The organism is Vibrio sp. J502 (assembly GCF_025397955.1).
Classification (GTDB): domain Bacteria; phylum Pseudomonadota; class Gammaproteobacteria; order Enterobacterales; family Vibrionaceae; genus Vibrio; species Vibrio anguillarum.
Map to the genome: position 1 here is coordinate 846,539 of NZ_CP104555.1, position 23,386 is coordinate 869,924.

General features: G+C 42.3%; 26 protein-coding genes and 6 pseudogenes. 15 read left to right on the plus strand and 17 right to left on the minus strand.

Going from position 1 to position 23,386, the window contains the following annotated elements; all coding sequences use genetic code 11:
* Nucleotides 1-38: 38 nt before the first annotated feature.
* Both tnpB (N5E84_RS19630) and tnpA (N5E84_RS19635) read right to left on the minus strand, forming a co-directional pair.
* Entirely contained in the window at nt 39-392 is a 354-nt protein-coding gene (tnpB, locus tag N5E84_RS19630) for an IS66 family insertion sequence element accessory protein TnpB (protein ID WP_069212062.1), read from the minus strand.
* Nucleotides 389-709, minus strand: coding sequence for an IS66 family insertion sequence element accessory protein TnpA (gene tnpA / locus N5E84_RS19635; protein WP_081245520.1), 321 nt, complete (start codon nt 707-709; stop codon nt 389-391). The genes tnpB (N5E84_RS19630) and tnpA (N5E84_RS19635) overlap by 4 nt, the downstream gene beginning before the upstream one ends.
* An 80-nt stretch (nt 710-789) precedes the next feature.
* Here tnpA (N5E84_RS19635) and N5E84_RS19640 point away from each other — a divergent pair.
* Nucleotides 790-1,146: pseudogene (locus tag N5E84_RS19640) on the plus strand (transposase); the annotation flags it as partial.
* Between the two features lie 6 nt (nt 1,147-1,152).
* Here N5E84_RS19640 and N5E84_RS19645 read toward each other — a convergent pair.
* Nucleotides 1,153-1,386 (minus strand): hypothetical protein, encoded by a 234-nt coding sequence (locus tag N5E84_RS19645; RefSeq protein ID WP_116285044.1) that lies wholly within the window; start codon nt 1,384-1,386, stop codon nt 1,153-1,155.
* 332 nt (nt 1,387-1,718) lie between these two features.
* Between N5E84_RS19645 and N5E84_RS19655 the strand changes: the two genes are divergently transcribed.
* Complete coding sequence (locus N5E84_RS19655; protein ID WP_019282910.1) at nt 1,719-2,690, plus strand: IS110 family transposase; 972 nt, start codon at nt 1,719-1,721, stop codon at nt 2,688-2,690.
* A gap of 12 nt (nt 2,691-2,702) precedes the next feature.
* Here N5E84_RS19655 and N5E84_RS19660 read toward each other — a convergent pair whose 3' ends face one another.
* From N5E84_RS19660 to N5E84_RS19675, 3 genes are all read right to left on the minus strand, one after another.
* The gene (locus N5E84_RS19660) at nt 2,703-3,119 is read right to left on the minus strand and encodes a VOC family protein (RefSeq protein WP_017045395.1); all 417 of its coding nucleotides are present in this window, start codon (nt 3,117-3,119) and stop codon (nt 2,703-2,705) included.
* A gap of 148 nt (nt 3,120-3,267) precedes the next feature.
* The gene (locus N5E84_RS19670) at nt 3,268-3,585 is read right to left on the minus strand and encodes a HigA family addiction module antitoxin (protein WP_001232701.1); all 318 of its coding nucleotides are present in this window, start codon (nt 3,583-3,585) and stop codon (nt 3,268-3,270) included.
* Nucleotides 3,586-3,595: 10 nt separating this feature from the next.
* A complete protein-coding gene (locus N5E84_RS19675; RefSeq protein WP_029388214.1) occupies nt 3,596-3,883 on the minus strand; it encodes a type II toxin-antitoxin system RelE/ParE family toxin in 288 nt (95 codons plus the stop codon).
* A 303-nt stretch (nt 3,884-4,186) separates the two neighbouring features.
* Here N5E84_RS19675 and N5E84_RS19680 point away from each other — a divergent pair, with 303 nt between their 5' ends.
* A complete protein-coding gene (locus N5E84_RS19680) occupies nt 4,187-4,417 on the plus strand; it encodes a PAS factor family protein (RefSeq protein ID WP_013868597.1) in 231 nt (76 codons plus the stop codon).
* Between the two features lie 119 nt (nt 4,418-4,536).
* On the opposite strand, the gene N5E84_RS19685 is transcribed toward N5E84_RS19680, so the two are convergent.
* Entirely contained in the window at nt 4,537-4,731 is a 195-nt protein-coding gene (locus tag N5E84_RS19685; RefSeq protein WP_081317735.1) for a DUF1289 domain-containing protein, read from the minus strand.
* Between the two features lie 46 nt (nt 4,732-4,777).
* Between N5E84_RS19685 and N5E84_RS19690 the strand changes: the two genes are divergently transcribed.
* Nucleotides 4,778-5,928, plus strand: a protein-coding gene (locus N5E84_RS19690) for an IS3 family transposase (RefSeq protein ID WP_095661212.1) whose coding sequence is annotated in 2 segments (ribosomal slippage) — nt 4,778-5,021 and nt 5,021-5,928 — 1,152 coding nt in all. Because the reading frame shifts where the segments join, the coding sequence is not laid out codon by codon here.
* A gap of 306 nt (nt 5,929-6,234) precedes the next feature.
* On the opposite strand, the pseudogene N5E84_RS19695 reads toward N5E84_RS19690, so the two are convergent.
* Nucleotides 6,235-6,740 (minus strand): annotated as a pseudogene (locus tag N5E84_RS19695) (lipocalin family protein).
* A 197-nt stretch (nt 6,741-6,937) separates the two neighbouring features.
* Here N5E84_RS19695 and N5E84_RS19700 point away from each other — a divergent pair.
* Nucleotides 6,938-7,222, plus strand: coding sequence for a type II toxin-antitoxin system RelB/DinJ family antitoxin (locus N5E84_RS19700; protein ID WP_017040620.1), 285 nt, complete (start codon nt 6,938-6,940; stop codon nt 7,220-7,222).
* Nucleotides 7,219-7,497, plus strand: coding sequence for a type II toxin-antitoxin system mRNA interferase toxin, RelE/StbE family (locus tag N5E84_RS19705; protein ID WP_010320663.1), 279 nt, complete (start codon nt 7,219-7,221; stop codon nt 7,495-7,497). Before N5E84_RS19700 ends, N5E84_RS19705 begins: the two co-directional genes overlap by 4 nt.
* Nucleotides 7,498-7,638: 141 nt before the next feature.
* Here N5E84_RS19705 and N5E84_RS19715 read toward each other — a convergent pair whose 3' ends face one another.
* Complete coding sequence (locus N5E84_RS19715; RefSeq protein ID WP_017045717.1) at nt 7,639-8,118, minus strand: lecithin retinol acyltransferase family protein; 480 nt, start codon at nt 8,116-8,118, stop codon at nt 7,639-7,641.
* A gap of 909 nt (nt 8,119-9,027) precedes the next feature.
* Here N5E84_RS19715 and tssD point away from each other — a divergent pair.
* From tssD to N5E84_RS19750, 7 genes and pseudogenes are all read left to right on the plus strand, one after another.
* A pseudogene (tssD, locus tag N5E84_RS19720) lies at nt 9,028-9,521 on the plus strand (type VI secretion system tube protein TssD).
* Nucleotides 9,514-10,299: a DUF4225 domain-containing protein gene (locus N5E84_RS19725; RefSeq protein ID WP_019283218.1), complete on the plus strand. Its 786-nt coding sequence runs from the start codon at nt 9,514-9,516 to the stop codon at nt 10,297-10,299. Before tssD ends, N5E84_RS19725 begins: the two are co-directional and overlap by 8 nt.
* Nucleotides 10,300-10,954: 655 nt before the next feature.
* Nucleotides 10,955-11,248 (plus strand): annotated as a pseudogene (locus N5E84_RS19730) (helix-turn-helix domain-containing protein); the annotation flags it as partial.
* Between the two features lie 82 nt (nt 11,249-11,330).
* A complete protein-coding gene (gene tnpA, locus N5E84_RS19735) occupies nt 11,331-11,651 on the plus strand; it encodes an IS66 family insertion sequence element accessory protein TnpA (protein WP_019283194.1) in 321 nt (106 codons plus the stop codon).
* A complete protein-coding gene (gene tnpB, locus N5E84_RS19740) occupies nt 11,648-12,001 on the plus strand; it encodes an IS66 family insertion sequence element accessory protein TnpB (protein ID WP_019283195.1) in 354 nt (117 codons plus the stop codon). The genes tnpA (N5E84_RS19735) and tnpB (N5E84_RS19740) overlap by 4 nt, the downstream gene beginning before the upstream one ends.
* 59 nt (nt 12,002-12,060) lie before the next feature.
* The gene (locus tag N5E84_RS19745) at nt 12,061-13,593 is read left to right on the plus strand and encodes an IS66-like element ISVa11 family transposase (RefSeq protein WP_069211897.1); all 1,533 of its coding nucleotides are present in this window, start codon (nt 12,061-12,063) and stop codon (nt 13,591-13,593) included.
* Nucleotides 13,594-13,616: 23 nt separating this feature from the next.
* Nucleotides 13,617-13,787: pseudogene (locus tag N5E84_RS19750) on the plus strand (IS30 family transposase); the annotation flags it as partial.
* A 35-nt stretch (nt 13,788-13,822) separates the two neighbouring features.
* Here the strand turns inward: N5E84_RS19750 and N5E84_RS19755 are convergent.
* The 4 genes and pseudogenes from N5E84_RS19755 to N5E84_RS19770 form a co-directional block, all read right to left on the minus strand.
* Nucleotides 13,823-14,170: an SH3 domain-containing protein gene (locus tag N5E84_RS19755; protein ID WP_019283292.1), complete on the minus strand. Its 348-nt coding sequence runs from the start codon at nt 14,168-14,170 to the stop codon at nt 13,823-13,825.
* Nucleotides 14,171-14,320: 150 nt separating this feature from the next.
* Nucleotides 14,321-14,842 carry a GNAT family N-acetyltransferase gene (locus N5E84_RS19760; protein ID WP_019283291.1) on the minus strand — a complete coding sequence of 174 codons (522 nt, stop codon included), beginning with the start codon at nt 14,840-14,842 and terminating at the stop codon, nt 14,321-14,323.
* Between the two features lie 143 nt (nt 14,843-14,985).
* Nucleotides 14,986-15,436 (minus strand): annotated as a pseudogene (locus N5E84_RS19765) (GyrI-like domain-containing protein).
* 1,140 nt (nt 15,437-16,576) lie between these two features.
* Nucleotides 16,577-16,996, minus strand: coding sequence for a hypothetical protein (locus tag N5E84_RS19770; RefSeq protein ID WP_069212067.1), 420 nt, complete (start codon nt 16,994-16,996; stop codon nt 16,577-16,579).
* 749 nt (nt 16,997-17,745) lie between these two features.
* On the opposite strand from N5E84_RS19770, the gene N5E84_RS19780 reads away from it, so the two are divergent.
* Complete coding sequence (locus N5E84_RS19780; RefSeq protein WP_019283269.1) at nt 17,746-18,018, plus strand: DUF1778 domain-containing protein; 273 nt, start codon at nt 17,746-17,748, stop codon at nt 18,016-18,018.
* On the plus strand, nt 18,015-18,512 hold the full coding sequence (locus N5E84_RS19785) for a GNAT family N-acetyltransferase (protein ID WP_017045788.1): 498 nt from the start codon (nt 18,015-18,017) through the stop codon (nt 18,510-18,512). The genes N5E84_RS19780 and N5E84_RS19785 overlap by 4 nt, the downstream gene beginning before the upstream one ends.
* Before the next feature lie 156 nt (nt 18,513-18,668).
* On the opposite strand, the gene N5E84_RS19795 is transcribed toward N5E84_RS19785, so the two are convergent.
* The 4 genes from N5E84_RS19795 to def form a co-directional block, all read right to left on the minus strand.
* Complete coding sequence (locus N5E84_RS19795; RefSeq protein ID WP_081245536.1) at nt 18,669-19,637, minus strand: IS30 family transposase; 969 nt, start codon at nt 19,635-19,637, stop codon at nt 18,669-18,671.
* A gap of 115 nt (nt 19,638-19,752) precedes the next feature.
* The gene (locus N5E84_RS19800; protein ID WP_019283451.1) at nt 19,753-20,130 is read right to left on the minus strand and encodes a hypothetical protein; all 378 of its coding nucleotides are present in this window, start codon (nt 20,128-20,130) and stop codon (nt 19,753-19,755) included.
* Nucleotides 20,131-20,286: 156 nt separating this feature from the next.
* Entirely contained in the window at nt 20,287-21,000 is a 714-nt protein-coding gene (locus tag N5E84_RS19810; RefSeq protein ID WP_019283452.1) for a Fic family protein, read from the minus strand.
* Between the two features lie 1,790 nt (nt 21,001-22,790).
* Nucleotides 22,791-23,306 carry a peptide deformylase gene (gene def / locus N5E84_RS19815; RefSeq protein WP_019283453.1) on the minus strand — a complete coding sequence of 172 codons (516 nt, stop codon included), beginning with the start codon at nt 23,304-23,306 and terminating at the stop codon, nt 22,791-22,793.
* Between the last annotated feature and the right edge of the window lie 80 nt (nt 23,307-23,386).

Sequence of the window (23,386 nt, forward strand, 5' to 3'; positions counted from 1 at the left end):
ACCACGTCAAGGCTTGGTATAACTCACTTTTATCGGGTTCAACTCATTGTAAAGTTGTCTATTTTTATCGGTTTATGGCCGATTATCGTGAAGCCAGATAACAGTCTGTCTAGGTCAAATTGAGTCAGGGTGTAGACCTGCTTTTTCTCTTGAGTGGGCCATTTGAATTTGGCTTTTTCGAGCCGTTTGTACCACAGAGCGAAGCCCGTTTTATCCCAGTACAAGACTTTGACTTTATCGCGTTGTTTATTGGTAAACAGGAACAGCGCACCGCTTCCGAGCGGTAAATCGGTTTCAGATTCAATAATCGCCGCCAGACCATTAATGGACTTTCTAAAATCCACGAACTCCCGATACAGGTAAACATTAGGGGCACTCAGCATTCTCTTCATGACAGTGCTCCGATTAACTCTGCCAGATACGAGGCAGGTGTTCCCTGGGGGATGCTGAGTTCAACGTCATTAATCAATAGTGTCATGTTGGCAATCGGTGTTTGAGTCATCTGGTAGCGTGTCGTTTTTTCAACGACTTCAGCTTTAACGAATCCACTGCTCTTAGGTTGCTCTATGAACTTTAGTTGCTGTCGCTTGGCATGGAAGGTTGAAAGGCTCAGCCCATTTTGTTCACAGAACACGCGTTGAGACAGATGACTGGATTCGTATTGATCGAATAGGGTATGCCATTCTTGATGAGAGAGTCTTTTTGCCATTTCAAATCTCCTTGAGGTTGGAGATTTGATCTTATGGCGTGCCGAGATTGATTAGAATGTGGGGTTTATGACGCGCTTACGAAGCGGCCGAGATGGAGTTGGATCGTTTGGAAGCCAAATGGGGACAGCAATACCCAATAGTGATTCGTTCCTGGCGGAACAAATGGGCAAATTTATCGGTTTACTTCAAATATCCAGAATACGTCCGAAAGGCTATTTACACGACAAATGCTATTGAAGCCGTACATCGCCAATTCCGTAAACTGACCAAAACTAAGGGTGGGTTCCCAAATGAAAATAGCTTGCTTAAGCTACTGTATGCTGGGATATTGAATGCTTCTAAGAAATGGACAATGCCAATACAGAATTGGAATATGACATTGTCTCAACTGGCGATTCATTTTGAAGGTCGCTTGGATGACGTCTTAGATATTTAGCCAAAATTAGCTGACACAGAATTCTGAACGCCCTCGGTCCGTAGTACTTTCCACATCAAGCTTACCCATCATAGCCAACTCATGTTTTTCACATGATTTTAGAAACTCTTCGTAATGAAAACTACAGTATTCACTTTGGTAGGCTAATCCTTGAAAAGTACTTTCAAACCTACTCAAAGTTTCTAGAGGCAGGCTTAAGTTTAAAACTTTATCTAATGTCGATCTTTCTAGAAGTTCCATAATAAATCCTAACGCCCGCTTAAGGGGCAGACAACGCTACTACCAACTTACCGCATAACACCGTAATCACCGAAACCAACGCATAGTAAAAATGCCACGCGTTGGCTGTCCCTCTTGAAGCGTTTGTATGGATAATAACCAAGCCAAAAGGGTAAAATGAGACCCAGGCTTTAGCGGCAACTAAAGCTTTCTATGTGGTAGTTCGATTGAACGCTGGCTCCTCTGTCGAGAGACCGATAACAAACATGAACACCTCATAGGACTCCAAGCATAAACCTCGAATAGTCGACTGGGTCTCGAACCCGCATTTCGCAAGCAAGAGTTAGCTTATTATGAATACAAAAACACTTCAAAACATTAATATCGGTGTTGATACTGGCAAATCACAGCTCGATATTTACATCCGTCCACTCGATGTCTTTTTTACCGTGCCAAACAACGAAAAAGGTATCAAACAAGCCTTAACCACCATCAAAAAACACAACCCACAGCGTATCGTTATCGAAGCAACTGGGCGCCTAGAAATGCCCTTCGTGTTAGCCTGTACCGAGGCCAAATTGCCTATTGTTCGTGCCAATCCTGTTCATATCAAACGCTTTGCCGGCGCTATTGGTCGTAGAGCCAAAAATGACCGCTTAGATGCACAGCTTATTGCTCATTATGGTGAAGCAATTAAACCTGACTTGACAGTCATAAAGGCTAAAAACATACGTTTAATGAGTGACTTAGTAATTCGCCGCAATCAGCTACTCGCGATGCAAACCATGGAAAAAAATCGTATTCAAATTTTGCCTAAGTACCTACATTCGACAATCACACCCATCCTGACAGCGATAAAAAATCAAGTCTCAAAGATTGAAAATAAGCTTGTCAAACTCATCGAAGATTGCCCCGAATACCAAACTAAAAATACCCTCTTACAAAGCGTACCTGGTATCGGCAATATCGCCGCTGCGTCTATCATCAGCAATGTGCCTGAGTTAGGCTACATTACCAACAAGCAAGCAGCTTCACTCATCGGCGTCGCCCCTATTACACGTGAAAGCGGACGCTACAAAGGGAAACGAGTCATCCAAGGAGGCCGCGCACAGGTGAGAACCGTTTTGTACATGGCCATGATGTCAGCCATGCAATGTAACCCTGTTTTCAAGGACACTTACGCTCGATTACTCGAAGCTGGAAAACCAAAGAAAGTGGCGATTATCGCTTGCGTTCGCAAGATGGTGGTCATCCTAAACTCTATGCTTCGAGATGGCGTCATGTGGGACCAAAACATCGCCCAAAATAAAGGATTGACGCCATAGTCGTTTGTTATGCTACCTTTTTGCCATTGGATGGCTTGGATTCAATTGAAGAAGATCCCACAAGTTTCCATACAAGTCTTCAAACACTGCTACCGTTCCATAGTCTTCTTCTGTTGGCTCGCGGACGAAGTTAATACCAATCGATTTCATACGCTTAAAGTCACGCCAGAAATCATCAGTATTTAGGAACAGGAATACTCGACCGCCTGCTTGATTCCCAATGAAATCATGCTGCTCTGGCTTCGAGGCTCTGGCAAGTAACAACGTAACACCATGAGAATTTGGTGGAGCCACAACCACCCAACGTTTGTCTTGTTCAGGTTGATGAGTATCTTCAATAAGTTCAAATTTGAGTTTGTTTACATAAAAATCAATGGCTTCATCATAATCTTTTACAACTAAAGCAATATGGACAATGTTCTGTTTCATAGTATTCCTTATTGAAGATTTCGACTGGTAGCATAGCCCGCTTAAGGGGCAGCCAACGCTACTACCAGCTTTCCGCATAACAACGTAATCACAACAACCAACGCATGGTAAAAATGCCGCGCGTTGGCTGTCCCTCTTGAAGCGTTTGTTATGTACGTGCGCTTTGTTCCAGCGAAACAAACAACGGCTTTACAAACTTTGCTTCTTCTTGATAACGATTTCTCGTATCCCAAAGATCAACTGCATGTTGAATGTTAAGCCAAAATTCTGGTGTGTTGCCTAATGCCGCTGCTAACTTGATTGCTACCGGAGCTGTTAACACACCACCATTAATCAAATTACTCACCGTATTTCTGTGTACGCCCATCGCTTCAGCGAGCGCTTTTGATGTGATGCCCATTGGTTCAAGAAATTCAACTTTTAACATTTCCCCAACGCTAACTGGACGACGTTTTGTCTTACGCATAGTCGTTACCTCAATACCTATGTGGGTCTAAGTAAGTATTTAGTGCAACACCATCAACCCACTGAAAAATCAAACGATACTGTTTGTTCACTCGAATTGAACACCAACCTTTAAGATTTCCTTCAAGATGTTCAAAACGATTACCCGGCGGAATTCTTAAGTCTGATTCAGCTTGAGCTGCATCTAAGATTTCCAGCTTCCGAAATAGAGCACTCTCTATGCTACTTGGAATTAAACGATGTCGTTTATCATCCTCGTAAAACTGCTCTAACCACTTATCTTTAAATTCTAATGCCATTGCAACTTGCACTGTCTCATTGTGCATCCATAGACAAAGACTAACGCATAATGACACTGTGCACAAGTTTGATTTGTAGGAAGGATTTCAGAAAAGTACATAACGCCCGGCTAAGGGGTTGACAACGCACCGCCGAACTCAAAAAACACACTGTAAACGCTGAACTTCAATTTTGCACTAAAGCCGCCACGCGTTGGCAATCCCTCTTGAGCCGTTTGTTATGTGATTGTTGCACAAGATTTACATTAAGGGCTCAGCTATAATCCATACGCACCAAATTAACTATAATAAAATGGACATGATATGAAAGCTCTTATTTATGAAACACTTATTAGCCTTGCAAACCAAGACCCTGAACAACATGCAAAAATTCGCGAAAATCTGTATGAACAGTTGGGCTTACCTTTGGACAAACAATTAGCTCTATACTCTAGAGCCCTTGGGCCAGCAAGTTCAGGAAAACTTGAAAATGACCAAGCGATCAATAATGCAGTTGAAAGTGCAATTAAGCTGCTAGAAACACCTGAGCACTAGCCTTGCATTACTAAATATCAGCGGCCCACGACGTCAAGGGCCGTTTTTATATGCTCATTTTCTAACAAATTCTCAGCCAACTTAGACAAAATTATCACCAGTAATACTTTTAGAGAAAGCTAAAACCTCGATTTTTGAGCCAATTCCCTTCTTTGACGGCATGCAATAAGAATCTTGTTCTTTTCAATTATCGTTGAAGAATGCCAATCAATAATTTCATTCAACGATCTGAAACATCCCAAACAAATATCCATTTCATCTAAACAGCACTGTCTAATACACGGTGACTTGGGATCTTTGATCCGCACCACCAGTTTTGGACACCTAATTAAGTGAGTACAATCACTAATGAGGTGAACCATGACAAACAAGAAAAAACGTATTCTCCATTCTGCTGAATTTAAAGCAGAAGCACTGAAGCTAGCAGAAAAGCTGGGAGTAGCTACGGCAGCGCAGCATCTCTCGTTACACGAATCCCAGATCTACGGTTGGCGTAAAGCAGCCAAGAAAGATACTAGCACCAGTCAGCGGGAAAAAGATCTAGCCGCTGAAGTCGCAAAGCTCAAAAGGCAATTGGCCGAGCAAGCTGAAGAGCTAGATATCGTAAAAAAGGCCGCCACCTACTTCGCGAAAAATCTAAAGTAGATAGCTACGAATTTATGCTCGAACACCTGCTGTGCTTCAGTGCTGTCCGCATGGCTAAGGTGTTCGGGGTTTCACGAAGTGGGTTTTATTACTGGATTAAGCATCGCCACAAGGCCACTCAGCGCGAGGTAACTCGCCAAGAGCTTGATACGAAGGTCAAAAAGGCTTTTGACAACAGCAAAGGCCGTGATGGTTCAAGGCGTATCCAGAAAGAGCTGGCAGAGAACGGTGATAGCCGTAATGTTAAAACCATTGCCGCTAGTATGAAGCGTCAGGATTTAACGCCGAAAGCGGCACGTAAGTTTAGGTGCACTACGGATAGCAAACATAAAATGCCAGTTGCTCCGAACCTGCTAGCTCAGGATTTTAACGCGGAGGCTCCGAATCAAAAGTGGGCGGGAGACATCACCTATGTTGCGACAAGTGAAGGCTGGCTGTATTTGGCGGTAATTATTGACCTTTATTCAAGGCAAGTAGTCGGCTGGTCTATGGATACCAGAATGACCGCAACACTGGTCTGCGATGCATTATCAATGGCCTTGTTCCGTCGTGGGTTCCCTGAGCAGGTGATCGTTCATAGTGACCGAGGTAGTCAGTACTGCTCAAAAGATTATCGAGACATCATAACCGCTTATAATCTAAAGCAAAGTATGAGTAGGAAAGGAAACTGCTGGGATAATGCTTGTGTTGAGAGCTTCTTCCATTCAATGAAGGTTGAAGCGATCCAATATGAGCCGATCATGACGCGAGACGAGATGCGTCAAACGCTCTTTGAATACATCGAGGTTGATTATAATCGGACAAGAAGGCACAGTGCTCTTGGGTATCTAAGTCCAGTTAACTTTGAAAATAAAAATGTCGCTTAATGAAGTGTCCAGTCTGGCTGGAGCAGATCATAAAGTCTAAAGACATAACAACTCCTATCACTCTTCTTTCTTGAACTAGTATAGACAACATTTGATTTCCGATCTTTGGTTAAATTGTAAGAATAGACAGCAAGTATCATATCAAATTTCAGCGACTTACAAAACATTTTGTATGTGCTAACGCCCGCCTAAGGGGCTGGCAACGCATTACCACTAAACTCAAACACAACAGCCGAAACCACCGCGGCTCAATGGGACTGGAAACGCCGCGCGTTGACAGTCCCTCTTGAGGCGTTTGTTAGGTATTTATTGCTGCTGAACGTAAATGAGCCGATTTGTATCAAAACCACGCTCTTTCGACATTTCTATGAACTTGTCCAGAATGCCTCGTTCTACAGTCGGCGTTCTTGAAAGTAACCACAGATATTCTGTATTCGGCCCTGACACAAAAGCATAACTGTAGTTTTCACGGTCTAACTCAAACACTACGTAGGAGCCATAAAACGGGCCAAAAAATGAAACCTTCAGATAGCCGTCTGTTGAGCCATTCACAAAGTAAGCTTTGCCTTCCACTCACCTTTCTCTTCAGAATAGCCACGATTAAGAACCGAAATACCACCATCATTTCGAGCACTGTATTCCGCAGTAACCTGACTTAAACCTCTTTCAAAGAAGTGATCGAGTCGAGCAACCTCGTACCATTTACCTAAATAGTTGTTCAGTTCAAAATCCGACACCGGTTTTACTGATTCGGGCATGCCCAAGCAGCCATTCAATAAAACGGCGCAAAGAATCAAAACGATAGCTCTCATGATAACTCCAAATACCTAACGCCCGGCTAAGGGGTTGACAACGCACCGCCGAACTCAAAAAACACACCGTAAACACTGAACTTTAATTTTGTACCAAAGCCGCCACGCGTTGGCAATCCCTCTTGAGCCGTTTGTTAGTTGCCCTTGCTCGATTCTAGTGCTAACATTTGTACACACGCAAACTTAGGGAGCTGCTCATGGACACTAGAATTCAATTTCGTGTTGATGACGAAATTAAACGTTTAGCCCAACAAATGGCTGAGAGCCAAGGCCGCACACTCAGCGATGCTTGCCGTGAACTTACTGAACAAATGGCTGAGCAACAAAGAAAAACATTATCTCATGACGCTTGGTTAACTGAACAAATAAATCTAGCATTTGAGAAGTTTGACTCAGGAAAATCTTCATTTGTTGAACATAATTCAGCTAAAGCACGAATGGCTGAACGAAAGGCCAAAATTCGTAATCGAGGCCAGCAATGATTTTATGGGAAGAAGAATCGCTAAATGATCGTGAGAAGATCTTTGAGTTTCTTTATGACTTTAACCCTGATGCGGCTGAAAAAACTGATGACATTATTGAGGCTAAAGTAGAAAACTTACTCGAACAACCATTGATGGGTGTTCAACGGGATGGAATTCGAGGACGATTGCTCATTATTCCCGAAATCTCAATGATCGTTTCGTACTGGGTAGAAGGTTCAATTATTCGCATAATGCGAGTTCTACACCAGAAGCAGAAATTCCCTACCGATTGATTGTAATTGGTGGGCAACTAACGCCCGCTTAAGGGGCAGCCAACGCTACTACTAACTTTCCGCATAACACCGTAATCACCAAAACCAACGCATAGTAAAAATGCCGCGCGTTGGCTGTCCCTCTTGAAGCGTTTGTTATACCTATTTTTTCTCGACTGCTTTAGTCGCTAAAACAGCTAAACTACCAAGAGCTAAAGCACCACCAAGAAATTTAGCAAACTTCGGATTTTCTGAATATAAACCAACTAGGCTTGCGCCTAAAACAGCACCAGTTGCACCTGCAATAACTTGAGTCGAAGACATTTTTAACCCTGTAGCCCATTTAGCAAAATGCTCACAGTTTCGGTCTGTTAATGAGTATTTCCACGTTCCAATTTGAGAGCGAGCAAGTTCGAGCACCTCTGACACCGGACGGTCGTAAGTAACTTTAGCTGGATATGTATGTTTACCTTGAGTTACAACATCCCAACTTTCTTCTTGAACTGTGCCATTTCGCTGAGTTGCAGAAATGAGCATAGGTAAACCCTTTTCGCATAAAGAATCTGAGACTAGAGACCAGTGCTGATAAACACCGAAGTTGCTGACAACAATATCGCCGGCATTTAGATTTTGAAATGACATATGTATCCCTACATTAGATTAATTGACGATATCAATATGTGGGCATGTTTTGGAAACTCAAGTGATTGCATAGGTATAACGCCCGGCTAAGGGGTTGACAACGCACCACCGAACTCAAAAAACACACTGTAAACACTGAACTTTAATTTTGCACTAAAGTCGCCACGCGTTGGCAATCCCTCTTGAGCCGTTTGTTAGCTGCTGTACTTTAGCCGGAGATTTACTACCCAACAACCTAATTTAAAACACATTATTGCTTTCAAGCGACAAAATAAAATGGACAACTGAAAAACTAAAACCTAACCCACGAAACGCACTTGGTAAAGAAGAAATAGCAGAGAAACTGACGAGCTTCTAGGACTTAAATTTACAAAGAATTCTTTCGAAGAAGCCAACAACCAAGTGCGCGAAATCCATTTAAGCGCGAAAGAGCTTCAAAACCAAAGAAGCCACACCAAAGAAATAAACAAACACAACACTTCCCGTAAACAGACTTCAGTTAGTTCAACCGCTTCACGAACAGTGCCACTGGCGAGATACGCGGAAAAGTGCGGACTTTCAGATGTAAAGCTAGAACCTCAGACTAAGAAAAATAAACACGTAATTTCATAATTTTTCTTAACCTCAGCTAACGCCCGGCTAAGGGGTTGACAACGCACCGCCGAACTTAAAAAACACACTGTAAACACTGAACTTCAATTGTGCACTAAAACCGCCACGCGTTGGCAATCCCTCTTGAGCCGTTTGTTATGTGCCATTTTGTGCACTGCACCATAACTTATCTGCCTTTCATAGGCAAGATGTTGCCCATGCGTGATCTTCTGTGCAAATTTGACAATTATCTTTTAATAGACTTAGGCTCAGCATTAAACTCTGCCTAACTTTAAAATGTCCTCTTAAGGAAAACTCATGGCTCACACTGCCTACCTAACCATTGTTGGTGAAAAACAAGGCTTAATTTCTAGTGGCTGTAACACCAAGGACTCAATGGGCAATAAATTTCAAACTGAGCATATGAATGAAATTACCGTATTGTGTTGTGAACATAATATGAATAAGCAACCAGAGGATACTCGAAAAACACACTGCCCACTCTACATCACCAAAATATCGATAAAGCCTCACCACTTTTAGCCACGGCATTTGCAAGCCAAGAATACTTAGATTGTGTCATTGATTTCTTCAGAACAAACGAGCAAGGGTATAACGAAAAGTTTTATACCATTGAACTTAAAAAAGCACTGGTTACAGGCATTGACTTTACACAACCCCACACTGTTCTTTCACACAATGAAGAAATGCATGAAAACATCGCACTAAGTTACAAAGAAATTGTCTGGAAACACAATATCGCAGGGACGATGGGGTACGACAATTGGGAAAATGGTGGATTACATGGCTAGACCCGATTTATACGAATTTTGGGAAGTTCAAAAGGCAACAAAGAACTTAACCATGCAAGCCTCTATTTTATCTCAACGGCATATTAAGAACGGTGCATTACGGTCTAAATTCACACGAGAAATTGATGTCTTTGGACAGTGTTTAGTTGAGGACTTCGAAAATGGCCGAAAAACTAAAAACCAAGTATTTAATGAGGTGCAAAAAGAAAACCGCAATCTTCTTGACCAAGGAAAACTGATTGCTCAAAAAGGTATTGGCCTCATTGCAGGTGTAATGCAAACCGTAGCTGGAGGAGCGACATGTTATTATTCCGCGGGAATGCTATGCGCTGTTTATGGTGCCCCTCTAGCGTTACATGGAGCGAATAATATTTATGAAAATGGTAAATATTTCGTTGATGGCGATGAAAATGCAACTGGTCTAGTTCGCCAAGGTTATCAAAATGCAGCCCAATTTATAGGCTTTGATCAACACGTTGGAAATATGGCTTACTACGGTGTTGATTTAGGGTTGTCTTTTCGTGGTGCATTTGGTCGCTCAACCACCGTAAAACCACCATCAGCGTCAAATGAACTTCATTATGCACCAAACTTGCTACCGCTAAAACCAGTACAAACATGGAATCGTCGCCAACATGCTAAACGCTTTAAATTGTTCAGATACTCATCTGAAGATTATTTAAGAGGCTATCAAGCAACTAGCAAAGCAGCGCTAGGAGCCGAAGCTCTTGGAGATGCAGCCACACTGGAACAATTATACAAGGAATCTAACAATTGATAGAAAATATTTTATTTTGGATTGTTTCTTTTATGTTAATTATTATATTTAGAAAAGCATCAAAATTAAATTATTCCAGATCATTTCACATATGGATATATGCATTTTTTTGGTTGTTAGTAGGTAGTCAATATTATTCTATATTCATCAATGGCGATCCAATGTTTTTTATGGATGCGATTATACCAAGCTTTAGTGGTAATTATTTCATCCAATATTCCAGCCTATTCATATCATTAATCTTTTGTATTTTCTGTCTACCTAAAACGAGAGTACCTAAAAATGATTAGTACACGGGCACATAACGCCCGGCTAAGGGGTTAACAACGCACCACCGAACTTAAAAAACACACCGTAAACACTGAACTTCAATTTTGCACTAAAGTCGCCACGCGTTGGCAATCCCTCTTGAGCCGTTTGTTATGCAAATTCAATGAGATAAACTGAATTTACACGACCCAAAGCCACAATTGCAATGGTTGAGTGACTCAAGAACCAACCCAAGTAGGAGCAGAGATAAATAAGCCGCCAAAACAAAGTCCACCTTTCAACAACCAACCAAGCTTGGATTCAAGTACGAAGTGCGACACCTCTGAACATAAAAACAGTGAGATGCGATAATCATGAAGTTTGCTCCCGCCAAGAAGTAAAAAACATGAGATACACGCACCTCACTGAGAACGAAAGGTATATGATTTCTGCGCTCAGAAAGCAAGGAGTTAGTACCGCTAAAATAGCTAAACAACTGGGTCGTCACAAAGCTACGATCTATCGAGAAATTGAACGCAATTCCCGATACAACAGACACTTTAAAAGGTACTCCTATCAGGCGTGGAGAGCCCAACAAATGGCTCGCAACCGGCTGAGCCGCTCGCGCAGAAATAAGCGTTACAGCGAAATCGACTTCAGGTTACCTGAAGCCTTGCTACGCCTAGATTGGAGCCCTGACCCGTAAGCGCGTCATAAACCCCGCATTCTAATCACCTAGCCCGAATAATAAGATCAAACCTCCAACCCAAAGGAGATTTGAAATGGCCAAACGACGCACTAACCAAGAATGGCGAACCCTGTTCGAACACTATGAATCCAGCCAACTATCACAACGATTATTCTGTGAACGTAACGGACTGAGCCTCTCCACTTTTTACGCTAAGCGCCAACAGTTAAAGCACATCGAAAAACCGAACACGGTTGGCTTTGTTAAAGCAGAAGTCGTTGAAAAGACCACAAAGTATCAAGCCACTCACGTTGTCGTTGCCAATATGACGCTGCTCGTCAATGATGTTGAACTGAGCATCCCACAAGGCACGCCAGCGACCTATCTCGCAGAGCTTATCGGTGCGCTGTCATGAAACGTATGCTCAGTGCTCCCGAAATCTATCTCTATCGCGAAAGCGTCGATTTTAGAAAGTCCATCAACGGCCTCGCTGCGATTATCGAAAATGACACCGACTTGCCCTTGGGCAGCGGCGCACTGTTCCTGTTCACCAACAAACAGCGCGACAAAATCAAAGTGCTGTACTGGGATAAAACAGGCTTTGCTCTTTGGTACAAGCGCCTTGAAAAAGCCAAGTACAAGTGGCCATCAAAAGAGCAAAATGAGGTGTTTACCCTAACTCAATTCGAGCTTGACAGACTGCTTTCTGGCTTCACGATTATCGGCCATAAACCCGTTAGAATAAACGATTTTACAATGACTTAAGCGATAATATAGCCATATCCACCAAGCATTAACGGCATGATTTTAGTATAATCAATGCCATGAAAAAGACGCCAAATATCAACTCAGAAAGCCAAGATGTTGCCGAGCTACAAGCGATGGTGAAAGCGCTGTTGGCGTCAGAAACCCAATTGAAACAAGAGCGTCAATCGCTGCTTGAACAGCTCAAACTTGCCTTCGACCGTCAGTTCGCTAAACGCTCGGAGGCGTTAAAGCCTTACGATGAATCTCAAGGTGATCTCTTCAACGAAGCGGAGTGTGAGGCCGCTAAGGAAGAAGAGGTTGAAGTTGTCACAACGACCATCACAAAGAAGAAACGTGGTAAACGCAAACCACTGCCAAAGACCTTGCCTCGTGAAGTTATCGAACTCGATTTAAACGACGATGAAAAGCAGTGCACTTGCTGTCAACATAACCTGCATAAAATCGGTGAAGACCGTAGCGAGAAACTTGAGTTCACGCCAGCGGTACTAAAAGTGTTGGAATATGTTCGTCCTAAATATGCTTGCCGCCAATGCGAGCAAACAGAAGACAAAAACCACGTCGTTCAAAAGCCAGCGCCGCAAAGCATTATCCCGAAGAGCTTCGCCACAGAAAGCTTGTTGGCCAATATCATCCTCGGCAAATATCAATACGCGATGCCACTTTACCGCCAAGAATCCCTGTTTACCCAGTCGGGTATCGAACTCTCACGAACCACCATGGCAAGGTGGATTATCCAAGTCAGTGAGAAGTTCGCTCCACTTTACGCGGCCTTAAAAACGCACCTACTTGAGCAAGTGGTGATTCAGGCGGATGAAACGCCGCTCAATGTCCTCAAAGAAGATAAACAGTGTTATATGTGGCTTTACTGCTCGGGCGCAGACTCGCCTGAAGCCGCCCTCCCTAATGTGAGAAATATCGTCTTGTACGACTATCAAAACAGTCGAGCTAGGGCGTGCCCTGTTGCCTTCTTGGGGGATTACAGTGGTTATCTACAAACCGATGGCTATGGTGTTTATGATGGGCTTCATCTCGTCACCAATGTCGGTTGCTTGGCGCATGCTCGGCGCAAGTTCATGGAGGCGAAAAAGCTGCAAGGCAAAGGCAAGTCAGGCAAAGCGGATAGTGCATTGGCTAAAATCCAGAAACTCTATGGAATAGAATCACGCTTAAAAGGTGCCTGTGCCGAAAAACGGAAAGCAGAGCGCCAAGAGCATGCTAAGCCGATACTGGATGAGCTTTATGAATGGATGACAACTCAGAAAGTGCTTGAGTCTAGCCCGCTGGGTAAAGCGATAAAATACACGCTCGGTCAGTGGCCGAAGCTGAGCCGCTATATCGATGACGGTCACTTATCGATAGACAATAATCGTGCTGAACGCGCAATAAAACCGCTGGTTATAGGCAGAAAGAACTGGCTCTTCTCGACCAATCCCAATGGAGCTGAAGCGAGCGCGATGCTTTACAGTATCGTCGAGACAGCGAAAGCCAACGGCCTTATCCTTTACGACTACATGGTTAAGTGCATGAAAGAGCTAGCGAAATCTGAGCCTGATATCGATGCACTCCTGCCTTGGAACTTCCAACACTAACAATATCGCCCCGTGGGATCATGGGGCGGATACAAAACACCAATGGTTTGATACGACAATACTTACCAAAACGAACCTCCATGTCACACGTGACACAGAAGCTGTGTAATGAAATTGCATATAAATTAAATACACGCCCACGCAAAAGGCTTGGGTATAGAACACCAACGGAGTATATTCATGCGCATCTGTAGAAAGTGTCGCACTTCAAACTTGATACTAAGTGAATTTACACAGCGCACAAATGATTTAAAGGAGCCCATGCCAGTTCTTTCGGACTACCCATTTTACTACTCCAGATCCAGCCGTTTAACTCATGTTCTTTTACTAGAATTTCACCGATAGCCAAACGATGCTCCTTGGCGAAATAATCCTCAAGTGCAGTTACCTCGCCATTGTCGATAGCTAGTATTTGTTTAGGAACCCAACCTTCTTTGTTTTCTCCTCGGCAGAAAATCCAGTTTGCCCAGTCACCTTCTTGATTGGATTCCTCTACAAACTCCAATTTTTCGCCTGAAACGATTCTAATCGGCGATTCTGGAGCATCTTGATATTCTTTAACGACTTTGTATTTCATAGCTTATTCCACTCCATTCACATAACGCCCGGCTAAGGGGTTGACAACGCACCGCCGAACTCAAAAAACACGCCGTAAACACTGAATTTCAATTTTGCACTAAAGCCGCCACGCGTTGACAATCCCTCTTGAGCCGTTTGTTAGGTGAATTTATACCGCTGAAATATAAACACAAACCTCTCGCTCACCACCTTGCATACGAAGTGTTTGGTTTTCTATGTAAGTAACACCAAGTTTATCGATAACTGACTTTGAACGTTCATTGCCAACAAGATGCATAACCTTTAACTCTGTCAATCCATGACATTCTATTGCGTACTCTATTAATGCCTTTGAAGCTTCTGTCGCATAACCTTGCCCCCAAAAATCGACACCCAACCAATAACCTAAGATACCTTGGCCATCTTTTAAACTCGGCAAACTCACTGCACCAATAAGCTCGCACGATTCTTTATGTACAACCGCATAAACAATACTCTCACCGCTGGCAAAGCCGGTTTCATGTGTTTCAATCCATGAAATTGCATCTGACACTTCGTATGGATGCGGTATGTTTGCCGTCATCTCTGCGATTCGTTTATCACCAGCCAATACTGATACTTGCTCTGCATCAGAGAGCTCAAATGGCCTAAGGATTAAACGTTCCGTTTCTAAAACTAAAACTTGCTGCATTATTCCACCAATTCACCTAACGCCCGGCTAAGGGGTTGATAACGCACCACCGAACTCAAAAAACACACTGTAAACACTGAACTTCAATTTTGTACTAAAGCCGCCACGCGTTGGCAATCCCTCTTGAGCCGTTTGTTATGTAACTATTTGACAGAAATAGAGATCTCGACTTCATGAGCACTTTTATAATATTCAAAGTCTGTTGTGTATGCTCGTTCATGAGGACAGTTTTCAGAGCTAAAGTAATTCCAAACTTCACCCCAAAGATCTATAACTGCTTGTGGCATTTCACCGCTCGCAGCAAAAGTCACGTACTTGCCAGAAGTAACATTTACTTTTACTGAGTCTGGTAATATTTCTGGTGATAAGGTATCCGAACAAGCGATAACGTCAAAAGCACCTGTAAAATCAGACTCATAGTTTGTGTACAAACCATAAACTTTTTGATTTTTCATCTAACTTTGGATCAGCATTTGTGTAAAATTTAGCCCAAAGATTTCCAATTTTTGCAGTCGATGAATTTACTTCATCCGCATTAGTTGTACGAATGACAAAACCAGTAACTTCAAAACCATTCATTTCATTGATGCTCATTTTTTCTCCTAGTTACATAACGCCGCGTTAAGGGGCGCAGGCACGCAATACAGAAGTGACCGCATGACAACTTAACCACTAAACCCAACGCAAATTGAAAATGCCACGCGTGCCAAGTCCCTCTTTAACGCTTTGTTATGTTTAAGCTTCAAGGGCTTACGTTTACCAAAACCAAGATTAACTCAGCATTGACTCACAAACAAAAGCCAAGACCTAAAAAACTGAAATGACTCATAGATTTGAAAAACAGACTTCGAATTTTGGCAACTCAAGCCCAAAAACTTGTGGTCAAAATACTGATTGAGCCAGCCGCACCTACCTCGCGCTTACTCGAAAATTGACTGAGGCAACACTCTGAATTTCCAGCGCCAAAGAATAAATGTCCGGAAAACAGCGCCAAACGAAGCCAACTTGCCGACAAACACAAAACCAACAAGCCGAGGGAGCAAAGAAAAGATGCAACCAACTGATTTTGCGTAATTAAACATAACGCCCGGCTAAGGGGTTGACAACGCACCGCCGAACTCAAAAAACACACTGTAAACACTGAACTGCAATTTTGCACTAAAGTCGCCACGCGTTGGCAATCCCTCTTGAGCCGTTTGTTATGCAAATTCAATAAGATAAACTGACTTTACTCGATCAAAAGCCACCATTGCAATGGTTGAGTGATTCAATAATCAACCCAAGCAAGAACTGTGATAAATAAGCCGCCAAAACAAAGTCCACCTTTCAACAACAAACCAAGCTTTTGAATCAGGAAAACTCAACGAGCGAAATCTTCAGCAAGTACAAAATGCTCGATAAACTTGCCCTTTCCACACTTTACGCACGCTGAATTGACAACAAACCAGCGCTAAAACTGATTGAGGCAAACAAAGAACCTTGCTTGTTTTACGGCTTGAGTTAACCACGAATCTAAGGGTGAAAAAGCTCATTTGCCGACAACATAAAACGAATGGCCGGAGAAATCCCAAACGATTGAGCCCCTAAATTTACCTGAGTTGCATAACGCCCAATTAAGGGGTGAACAACGCCTCCACTCAAACCTAAAGCATTGTGCCATAAACACTAAATTTGAAGTAGAAGCAAAAATGCCAAGCGTTGTGAATCCCTCTTAAATTGCTTGTTATACAAAAACTAGCCTTGCTTCAAAAACTTTCCACTTTTTTCGCTTAGCCAAGATGTAAAATGCTCTTCTTGTTCACCCAAAATAACGATCGCTACTGGTGAAGTAGAGCTTTCCATACTCTCTAATGCCTTATTACTCGGATGAAAAGCACAAAATACGCCATAACTTTGGTAACTCTTTATCGAAAATGGCGACTTTAAATTTACAGCTACACCTTGAAATTGAAGAGTAACCCCTTTAGCAAGTTTATTAGTCGCTGTTTGATCTAAGAACTTGCTGATAAAATCCGAATACTGAGCAACGTTGTTAACGACTAGGGTTAACTCTTTGTTATTGTCTTTTGCAATCTTGACCGCGTAGTGAAATACCGCTTTGAACACTTCTGGAGTCAACTTATCCCATGTATCTAAATACGCAAACCGTTCCATTTTATCTCCTTTTTGTATAACGCCCGGCTAAGGGGTTGACAACGCAACGCCGAACTCAAAAAACACACTGTAAACATTGAACTTCAATTTTGCGCTAAAGTCGCCACGCGTTGGCAATCCCTCTTGAGCCATTTGTTATGCAAATTCAATGAGATAAACTGACTTTACTCGATCAAAAGCCACAATTGCAATGGTTGAGTGATTCAAGAATCAACCCAAGCCAGAGCCGTGATAAATAAGCCGCCAAAACAAAGCCCACCTTTCAACAACAAACCAAGCTTTTGAATCAGACAAACTCAACAAGCAAGGCTTTCAGCAAGTGCGAAATGCTCGATAAACTTGCCCTTTCCACACTTTGCGAACGCTGATTTGACAACAAGCCAGCGCCAAAACTGATTGAGGCAAACAAAGAAATTTGCCTGTTTTACGGTTTGAGTTAACCACGAATTTGAAGGTAAAAATGCTCATTTGCCGACAACACAAAACGAATGGCCGGAGAAATCCAAAGGATTGAACCCCTAAATTTACCTGAGTTGCATAACGCCTGCTTAAGGGGCAGCCAACGCTACTACCAACTTCCCGCACAACACCGTAATCACAAAAACCAACGCATAGTAAAAATGCCACGCGTTGGCTGTCCCTCTTGAAGCGTTTGTTAGCTTGCGTGCCAAAGTGACACAATGATTGCTTTTTGTATATTTAAACACCATAATGACAATGTGACATTTTGACACAAAGGAGAACACATTATGGCTACCACTTTACCTCGTATCACTGCGAGAGTTGATGTCGATACACAAAACTTATTAACCAAAGCGGCTGCTCTCGCTGGCATGTCTAGTATTAACTCATTTGTACTCAATGCTGCAATCGAAAAAGCAAAGCAAGTGATTGAACGCGAACAAACACTAAAATTAAGCCAAACAGACGCCATTTTACTTATGGAAGCTCTCGATAAACCAACAACATTAAATCAAAAGCTTAAAACTGCCGCCGAACGCTATGAGACCAGAACCCAATGATGAAAACGGTATTACTCGATAAAGATAAACACGACAGAAACCGATTCAACTGCGGAATTGATGCGCTTAATAACTATTTGAAAGTCATGGCAAGTCAGCAAGCTAAAAAAGATAATACCCGAACATTTGTTTTAGAGGATGAAAATAACACCTCACTTATCATCGGTTTTTACACTTTAACAATGACACCCATTGACCTAAAAACATTGCCTGATAAGTTACAGAAAAAGCATCAGTCATCAACTTCTGGCGGACTCATTGCTCGCTTAGCTATCGATGATAGCTATAAAGGTAAAGGATTTGGCGAGTGGTTACTTATCGATGCTCTACGAAAACTACTAGCAGCTAGTGATAGCGTGGCATTTCCCGTCGTTATTGTTGACGCAAAAGATGGCGCCAAACATTTCTATGAGCGCTATGGTTTTAAAGCGTTTCAAGATGCAGAAAATAAGCTATTTATCACCATTTCAGATATTAGGGCAAGTTTAGGCTAGTTTATTGCTAGCCTTAAGCAAGCTAACGCCCGCTTAAGGGGCAGACAACGCTACTACCAAGCTTCCGCATAACACCGTAATCACAAAAACAAACGCATAGTAAAAATGCTACGCGTTGGCTGTCCCCTTAGTATCAAGTTTGAAGTGCGACACTTTCTACAGATGCGCATGAATATACTCCGTTGGTGTTCTATACCCAAGCCTTTTGCGTGGGCGTGTATTTAATTTATATGCAATTTCATTACACAGCTTCTGTGTCACGTGTGACATGGAGGTTCGTTTTGGTAAGTATTGTCGTATCAAACCATTGGTGTTTTCATTAGTGCCTCGTTCCCATGAATGGTATGGATTTGCAAAGTAAAACAGGCAGTTATGATGTTTTTCTAGTTGTGCATAACCATGAAATTCAGTGCCGTTATCTGATGTTATCGTTTTAAAAGGTAAGTCAGAGCGGGTCATGATTTTGCTCATTCTTACGTTGAGTGACTCGCTTGTTCTATCGTCCATTTGACCGATAAAAGTGTAGCCAGTCATTCTGTCGACTAAAGTGACGATACAGTGCTTGGTTCCGCGACCCACGACGGTATCAATTTCCCAGTGGCCAGGCTCTTTTCGATGCTCAGCGTCTGCAGGTCTTTCGGCAATATGACGCTTATTTGCCAGCCGTCCTCGACTGTCTTTTGAGTTGTACCTTTTACGCCTTTTCTTGGTGGATTGGCGTAGGTGTTTCCATAACGTTCCACCGAGAGTTTTATCGTTCCAAACGCGCTGATAAATGAGCTCGTGGCTCATTGTTGGATAGCCTCTCATTCTTAGGTATCCGACGATTTGGTCAGGGCTCCAATCCAGTCGTAGCAATGCTTCAGGTAGTCTGAAGTCAAGTTCGGTATAGCGTTTATTTCGCCGTGAACGACTAAGCCGGTTGCGCGCCATTTGCTGTGCTCGCTCTGGTTGATAAGAGTATCTATCGAAGAACTTGTTGTAACGACAATTACGTTCAATTTCTCGATAGATAGTGGCTTTGTGACGCCCCAGTTGTTTAGCTATTTTTGCGGTACTGATCCCTTGCTTTCTGAGCGCAGAAATCATATACCTTTCAATCTCAGTGAGGTGTGTGTATTTCATGTTTTTTACTTCTTGGCGGGAGCAAACTTCATGATTATCGCACCTTACTGTTTTTATGTTCAGAGGTGTCGCACTTCGTACTTGAATCCAAGCCCTCTTGAAGCGTTTGTTAGCTTTAGACTGTTTTATATGACTTGCCTTCTAGCAAACCATTTGGCGATAAAGTTAGGCTAAAACGTTTGAACAAACCAAAAAATTCCTTGTATGACATACCGATTTCAAGTTCATTTAAAGTAAACTCTGCGCCTTCAGCTACCATTTTTTGTTGAATATTTTCATAGCCAGCGACATTTGAATGTAGAAACCTAACAGAAAGAGTATTGTCTCGAACATGATGTACGGATGAATAAACTTGAATACCAAATACAAAGTGATCTTGTGGAATATTGTGATGTTGTCTTAAATAATCAGTTGCGTCTTGAGTGTCATCTCGATCAGCATGAACGCCTCCATTTAAATCTTTATATTGAACGCCTGGTTCGAAAATTGTCATAAATAATCCTTCTATGTTAATTAAGAATGTGAAAAAAGCTAACGCCCGCTTAAGGGGCAGACAACGCTACTACCGAGCTTCCGCATAACACCATTATCACAAAAACCAACGCATGATAAAAATGCCACGCGTTGGCTGTCCTTCTTGAAGCGTTTGTTAGCCGATTTTCAGATCTAGCTTGAAATTACGAATAATCTTTTCATCCAAACAGCTTCGTAAAAACTTATTCATTTGTATCATGTCATTAGAAGAGTAAAAATCGAGCATGAGCGTATTAAACTCTTGCTGACGCTTGGCTTGCACATTAATGATAGGAAAACCATTAGCCAACAAAATACCGTTCATCATGAACCGACCGGTACGTTTGTTAACATCCCAAAAAAATTGAGCGCGTGCCATTTGTAAAAATGCAGTAATTGCTTGATCGTAAACATCAGATTCACTATTAACCTGACTCTCAACTTCAAGCCATTTATCGTCCAACTCATCTGAAGCGGGGGGCTCATACTCTGAACCCGTAATGGAAACGTAACCAGAGCGAAACTTACCCCACTCTAACGCTTCTTCTTTGCCAGCTATATTGTGAATTTTTAAAGCGGTTTCTTTATTAAATTGAAACTCACCTTGATCAACTAAGCCAAAAATAAGTTCCCATGCTCGAGCTTGGTTCATTGCCATATTTTGATCACTAATTCGATGGCCACCTACGGTGATCCCATCAAGAATCGTTTGCACCTCAGGCAAAGTCATTGCTACACCCTCGAGGTTAACAGCGTCATAAACCAAAGCTGGAACATCTCTTTTGGCAAGTTGTTTAGCCAACGGTATATTTGGTTTCATATTCCACATGTTATCTGTCAATGCTGTCATTGTGGTCTTCTTCAATGTAAGTAAAACTTGGCTAAGTATACACTTACTGATGAGTAAGGTGGTAGAAGTCGGCTAACGCCCGGCTAAGGGGTTGACAACGCATAGCCGAACTCAAAAAACACACCGTAAACATTGAAGTTCAATTTTGAACTAAAGTCGCCACGCGTTGGCAATCCCTCTTGAGCCGTTTGTTAGCTGCTGCACTTTAGCCGGAGATTGACTACCCAATGGCCTAATTTAAAACACATTATTGCTTTCAAACGACAAAGTAAAACGGACAATTTAGAAACTAAAACCTAATCCACGAAACGCACTTGGCAAAGAAGAAATAACAGGAAAACTTGACGAGCTTCTAGGACTTAAATTTACAAAGAATTCTTTCGAAGAAGCCAACAACCAAGTGCGCAAAACCCATTTAGGCGCGAAAGAGCTTCAAAACCAAAGAAGCCACACCAAAGAAATAAACAAACACACCACTTCCCGTAAACAGACTTCGGTTAGTTCAAGCACTTCACGAACAGTGCCACTGGCGAGATACATGGAAAAGTGCTGACTTTCAGGTGTAAAGCTAGAGCCTCAGACCAAGAAAAAATGAACACGGAGTTTTATGATTTTTCTTAACCTCAGCTAACGCCCGGCTAAGGGGTTGACAACGCACTGCCGAACTAAAAAAACACACCTTAAACACTGAATTTCAATTTTGTACTAAAGTCGCCACGCGTTGGCAATCCCTCTTGAGCCGTTTGTTATGCAAATTCAATGAGATAAACTGACTTTACACGACCAAAATCCACAATTGCAATGGTTGAGTGATTCAAGAATCAACCCAAGCAAGAACTGTGATAAATGAGCCGCCAAAACAAAGTCCACCTTTCAACAACAAACCAAGCTTTTGAATCAGGAAAACTCAACCAGCAAGACTTTCAGCAAGTACAAAATGCTCGATAAACTTGCCCTTTCCACACTTTGCGCCCACAAGATTCACAACACGCCAACGCTAAAACTGATTGAGGCAAACAAAGAACCTTGCCTGTTTTACGGTTTGAGTGAACCACGAATCTGAGGGTAAAAGTGCTCATTTGCCGATAACACAAAACGAATGGCCGGAGAAATCTAAAAAGATTGAACCCCTAAATTTCCCTGAGTTGCATAACGCCCGGCTAAGGGGTTGACAACGCACCGCCGAACTAAAAAAACACACTGTAAACGCTGAATTTCAATTTTGCACTAAAGTCGCCACGCGTTGGCAATCCCTCTTGAGCCGTTTGTTATGCAAATTCAATAAGATAAACTGACTTTACTCGATCAAAAGCCACCATTGCAATGGTTGAGTGATTCAAGAATCAACCCAAGCAAGAACTGTGATAAATCAGCCGCCAAAACAAAGTCCACCTTTCAACAACAAACCAAGCTTTTGAATGAGACAAACTCAACAATCAAGACTTTCAGCAACTGTAAAACGCTCGATAAACTTGCTCTTTCCACACTTTGCGCCCACTGAATTGACAACAAACCAGCACCAAAACTCATTGAGGCAAACAAAGAACCTTGCCTGTTTTACGGCTTGAGTGAACCACGAATTTTAGGGTAAAAGTGCTCATTTGCCGACAACACAAAACGAATGGCCGGAGAAATCTAAAAAGATTGAACCCCTAAATTTACCTGAGTTGCATAACGCCGCGTTAAGGGGTGAGCAACGCGACTACCAAGTAACCGCATTGCACTAAAAACTAATAAAATCAACGCATAAAGAAAATGCTACGCGTTGCGAATCCCTCTTTAACGCTTTGTTATGTGCGTGGTTGAGAGTGCGATTTGACGTACTTTTTCACCTTTTTCATCGCCATTTGACGCTTTAACGGCGAAAGATAATCAATGAATAAATTACCAGAAAGATGGTCAATTTCATGCTGCATAACGATAGCTAGAAAATCATCACTTTCGATCGTGATTCGCTGACCTGTTCGATCTAACGCCGATACCACAACTGATGTATAACGCTCCACCTCTGCATAATAATCTGGAACTGAAAGACACCCCTCTTGACCTAAAGCTTTGTTGCTACCGCTCACTACTTCAGGGTTAATCAATATCAATGGCTGATCTCGATTATCTGAAAGATCAATAATAACAACCGCTTCTTTGCGACCCACTTGAACTGAAGCTAGACCTATACCATTATCAGTTGAATATAGGGTTTCCAACATATCATCGATTAACTTCTGAACCGATTCAATATCCTGCACTTTCTCTGCTGTAATCTTAAGCCTTAGATCTGGTGCTTTAAGAATTTCTAAAACTGCCATATTTACCTTTATATTTTAAGCACATAACGCCCAATTAAGTGGTGAACAACGCACTGGCCAAGCCGCTGCATTACACCGTA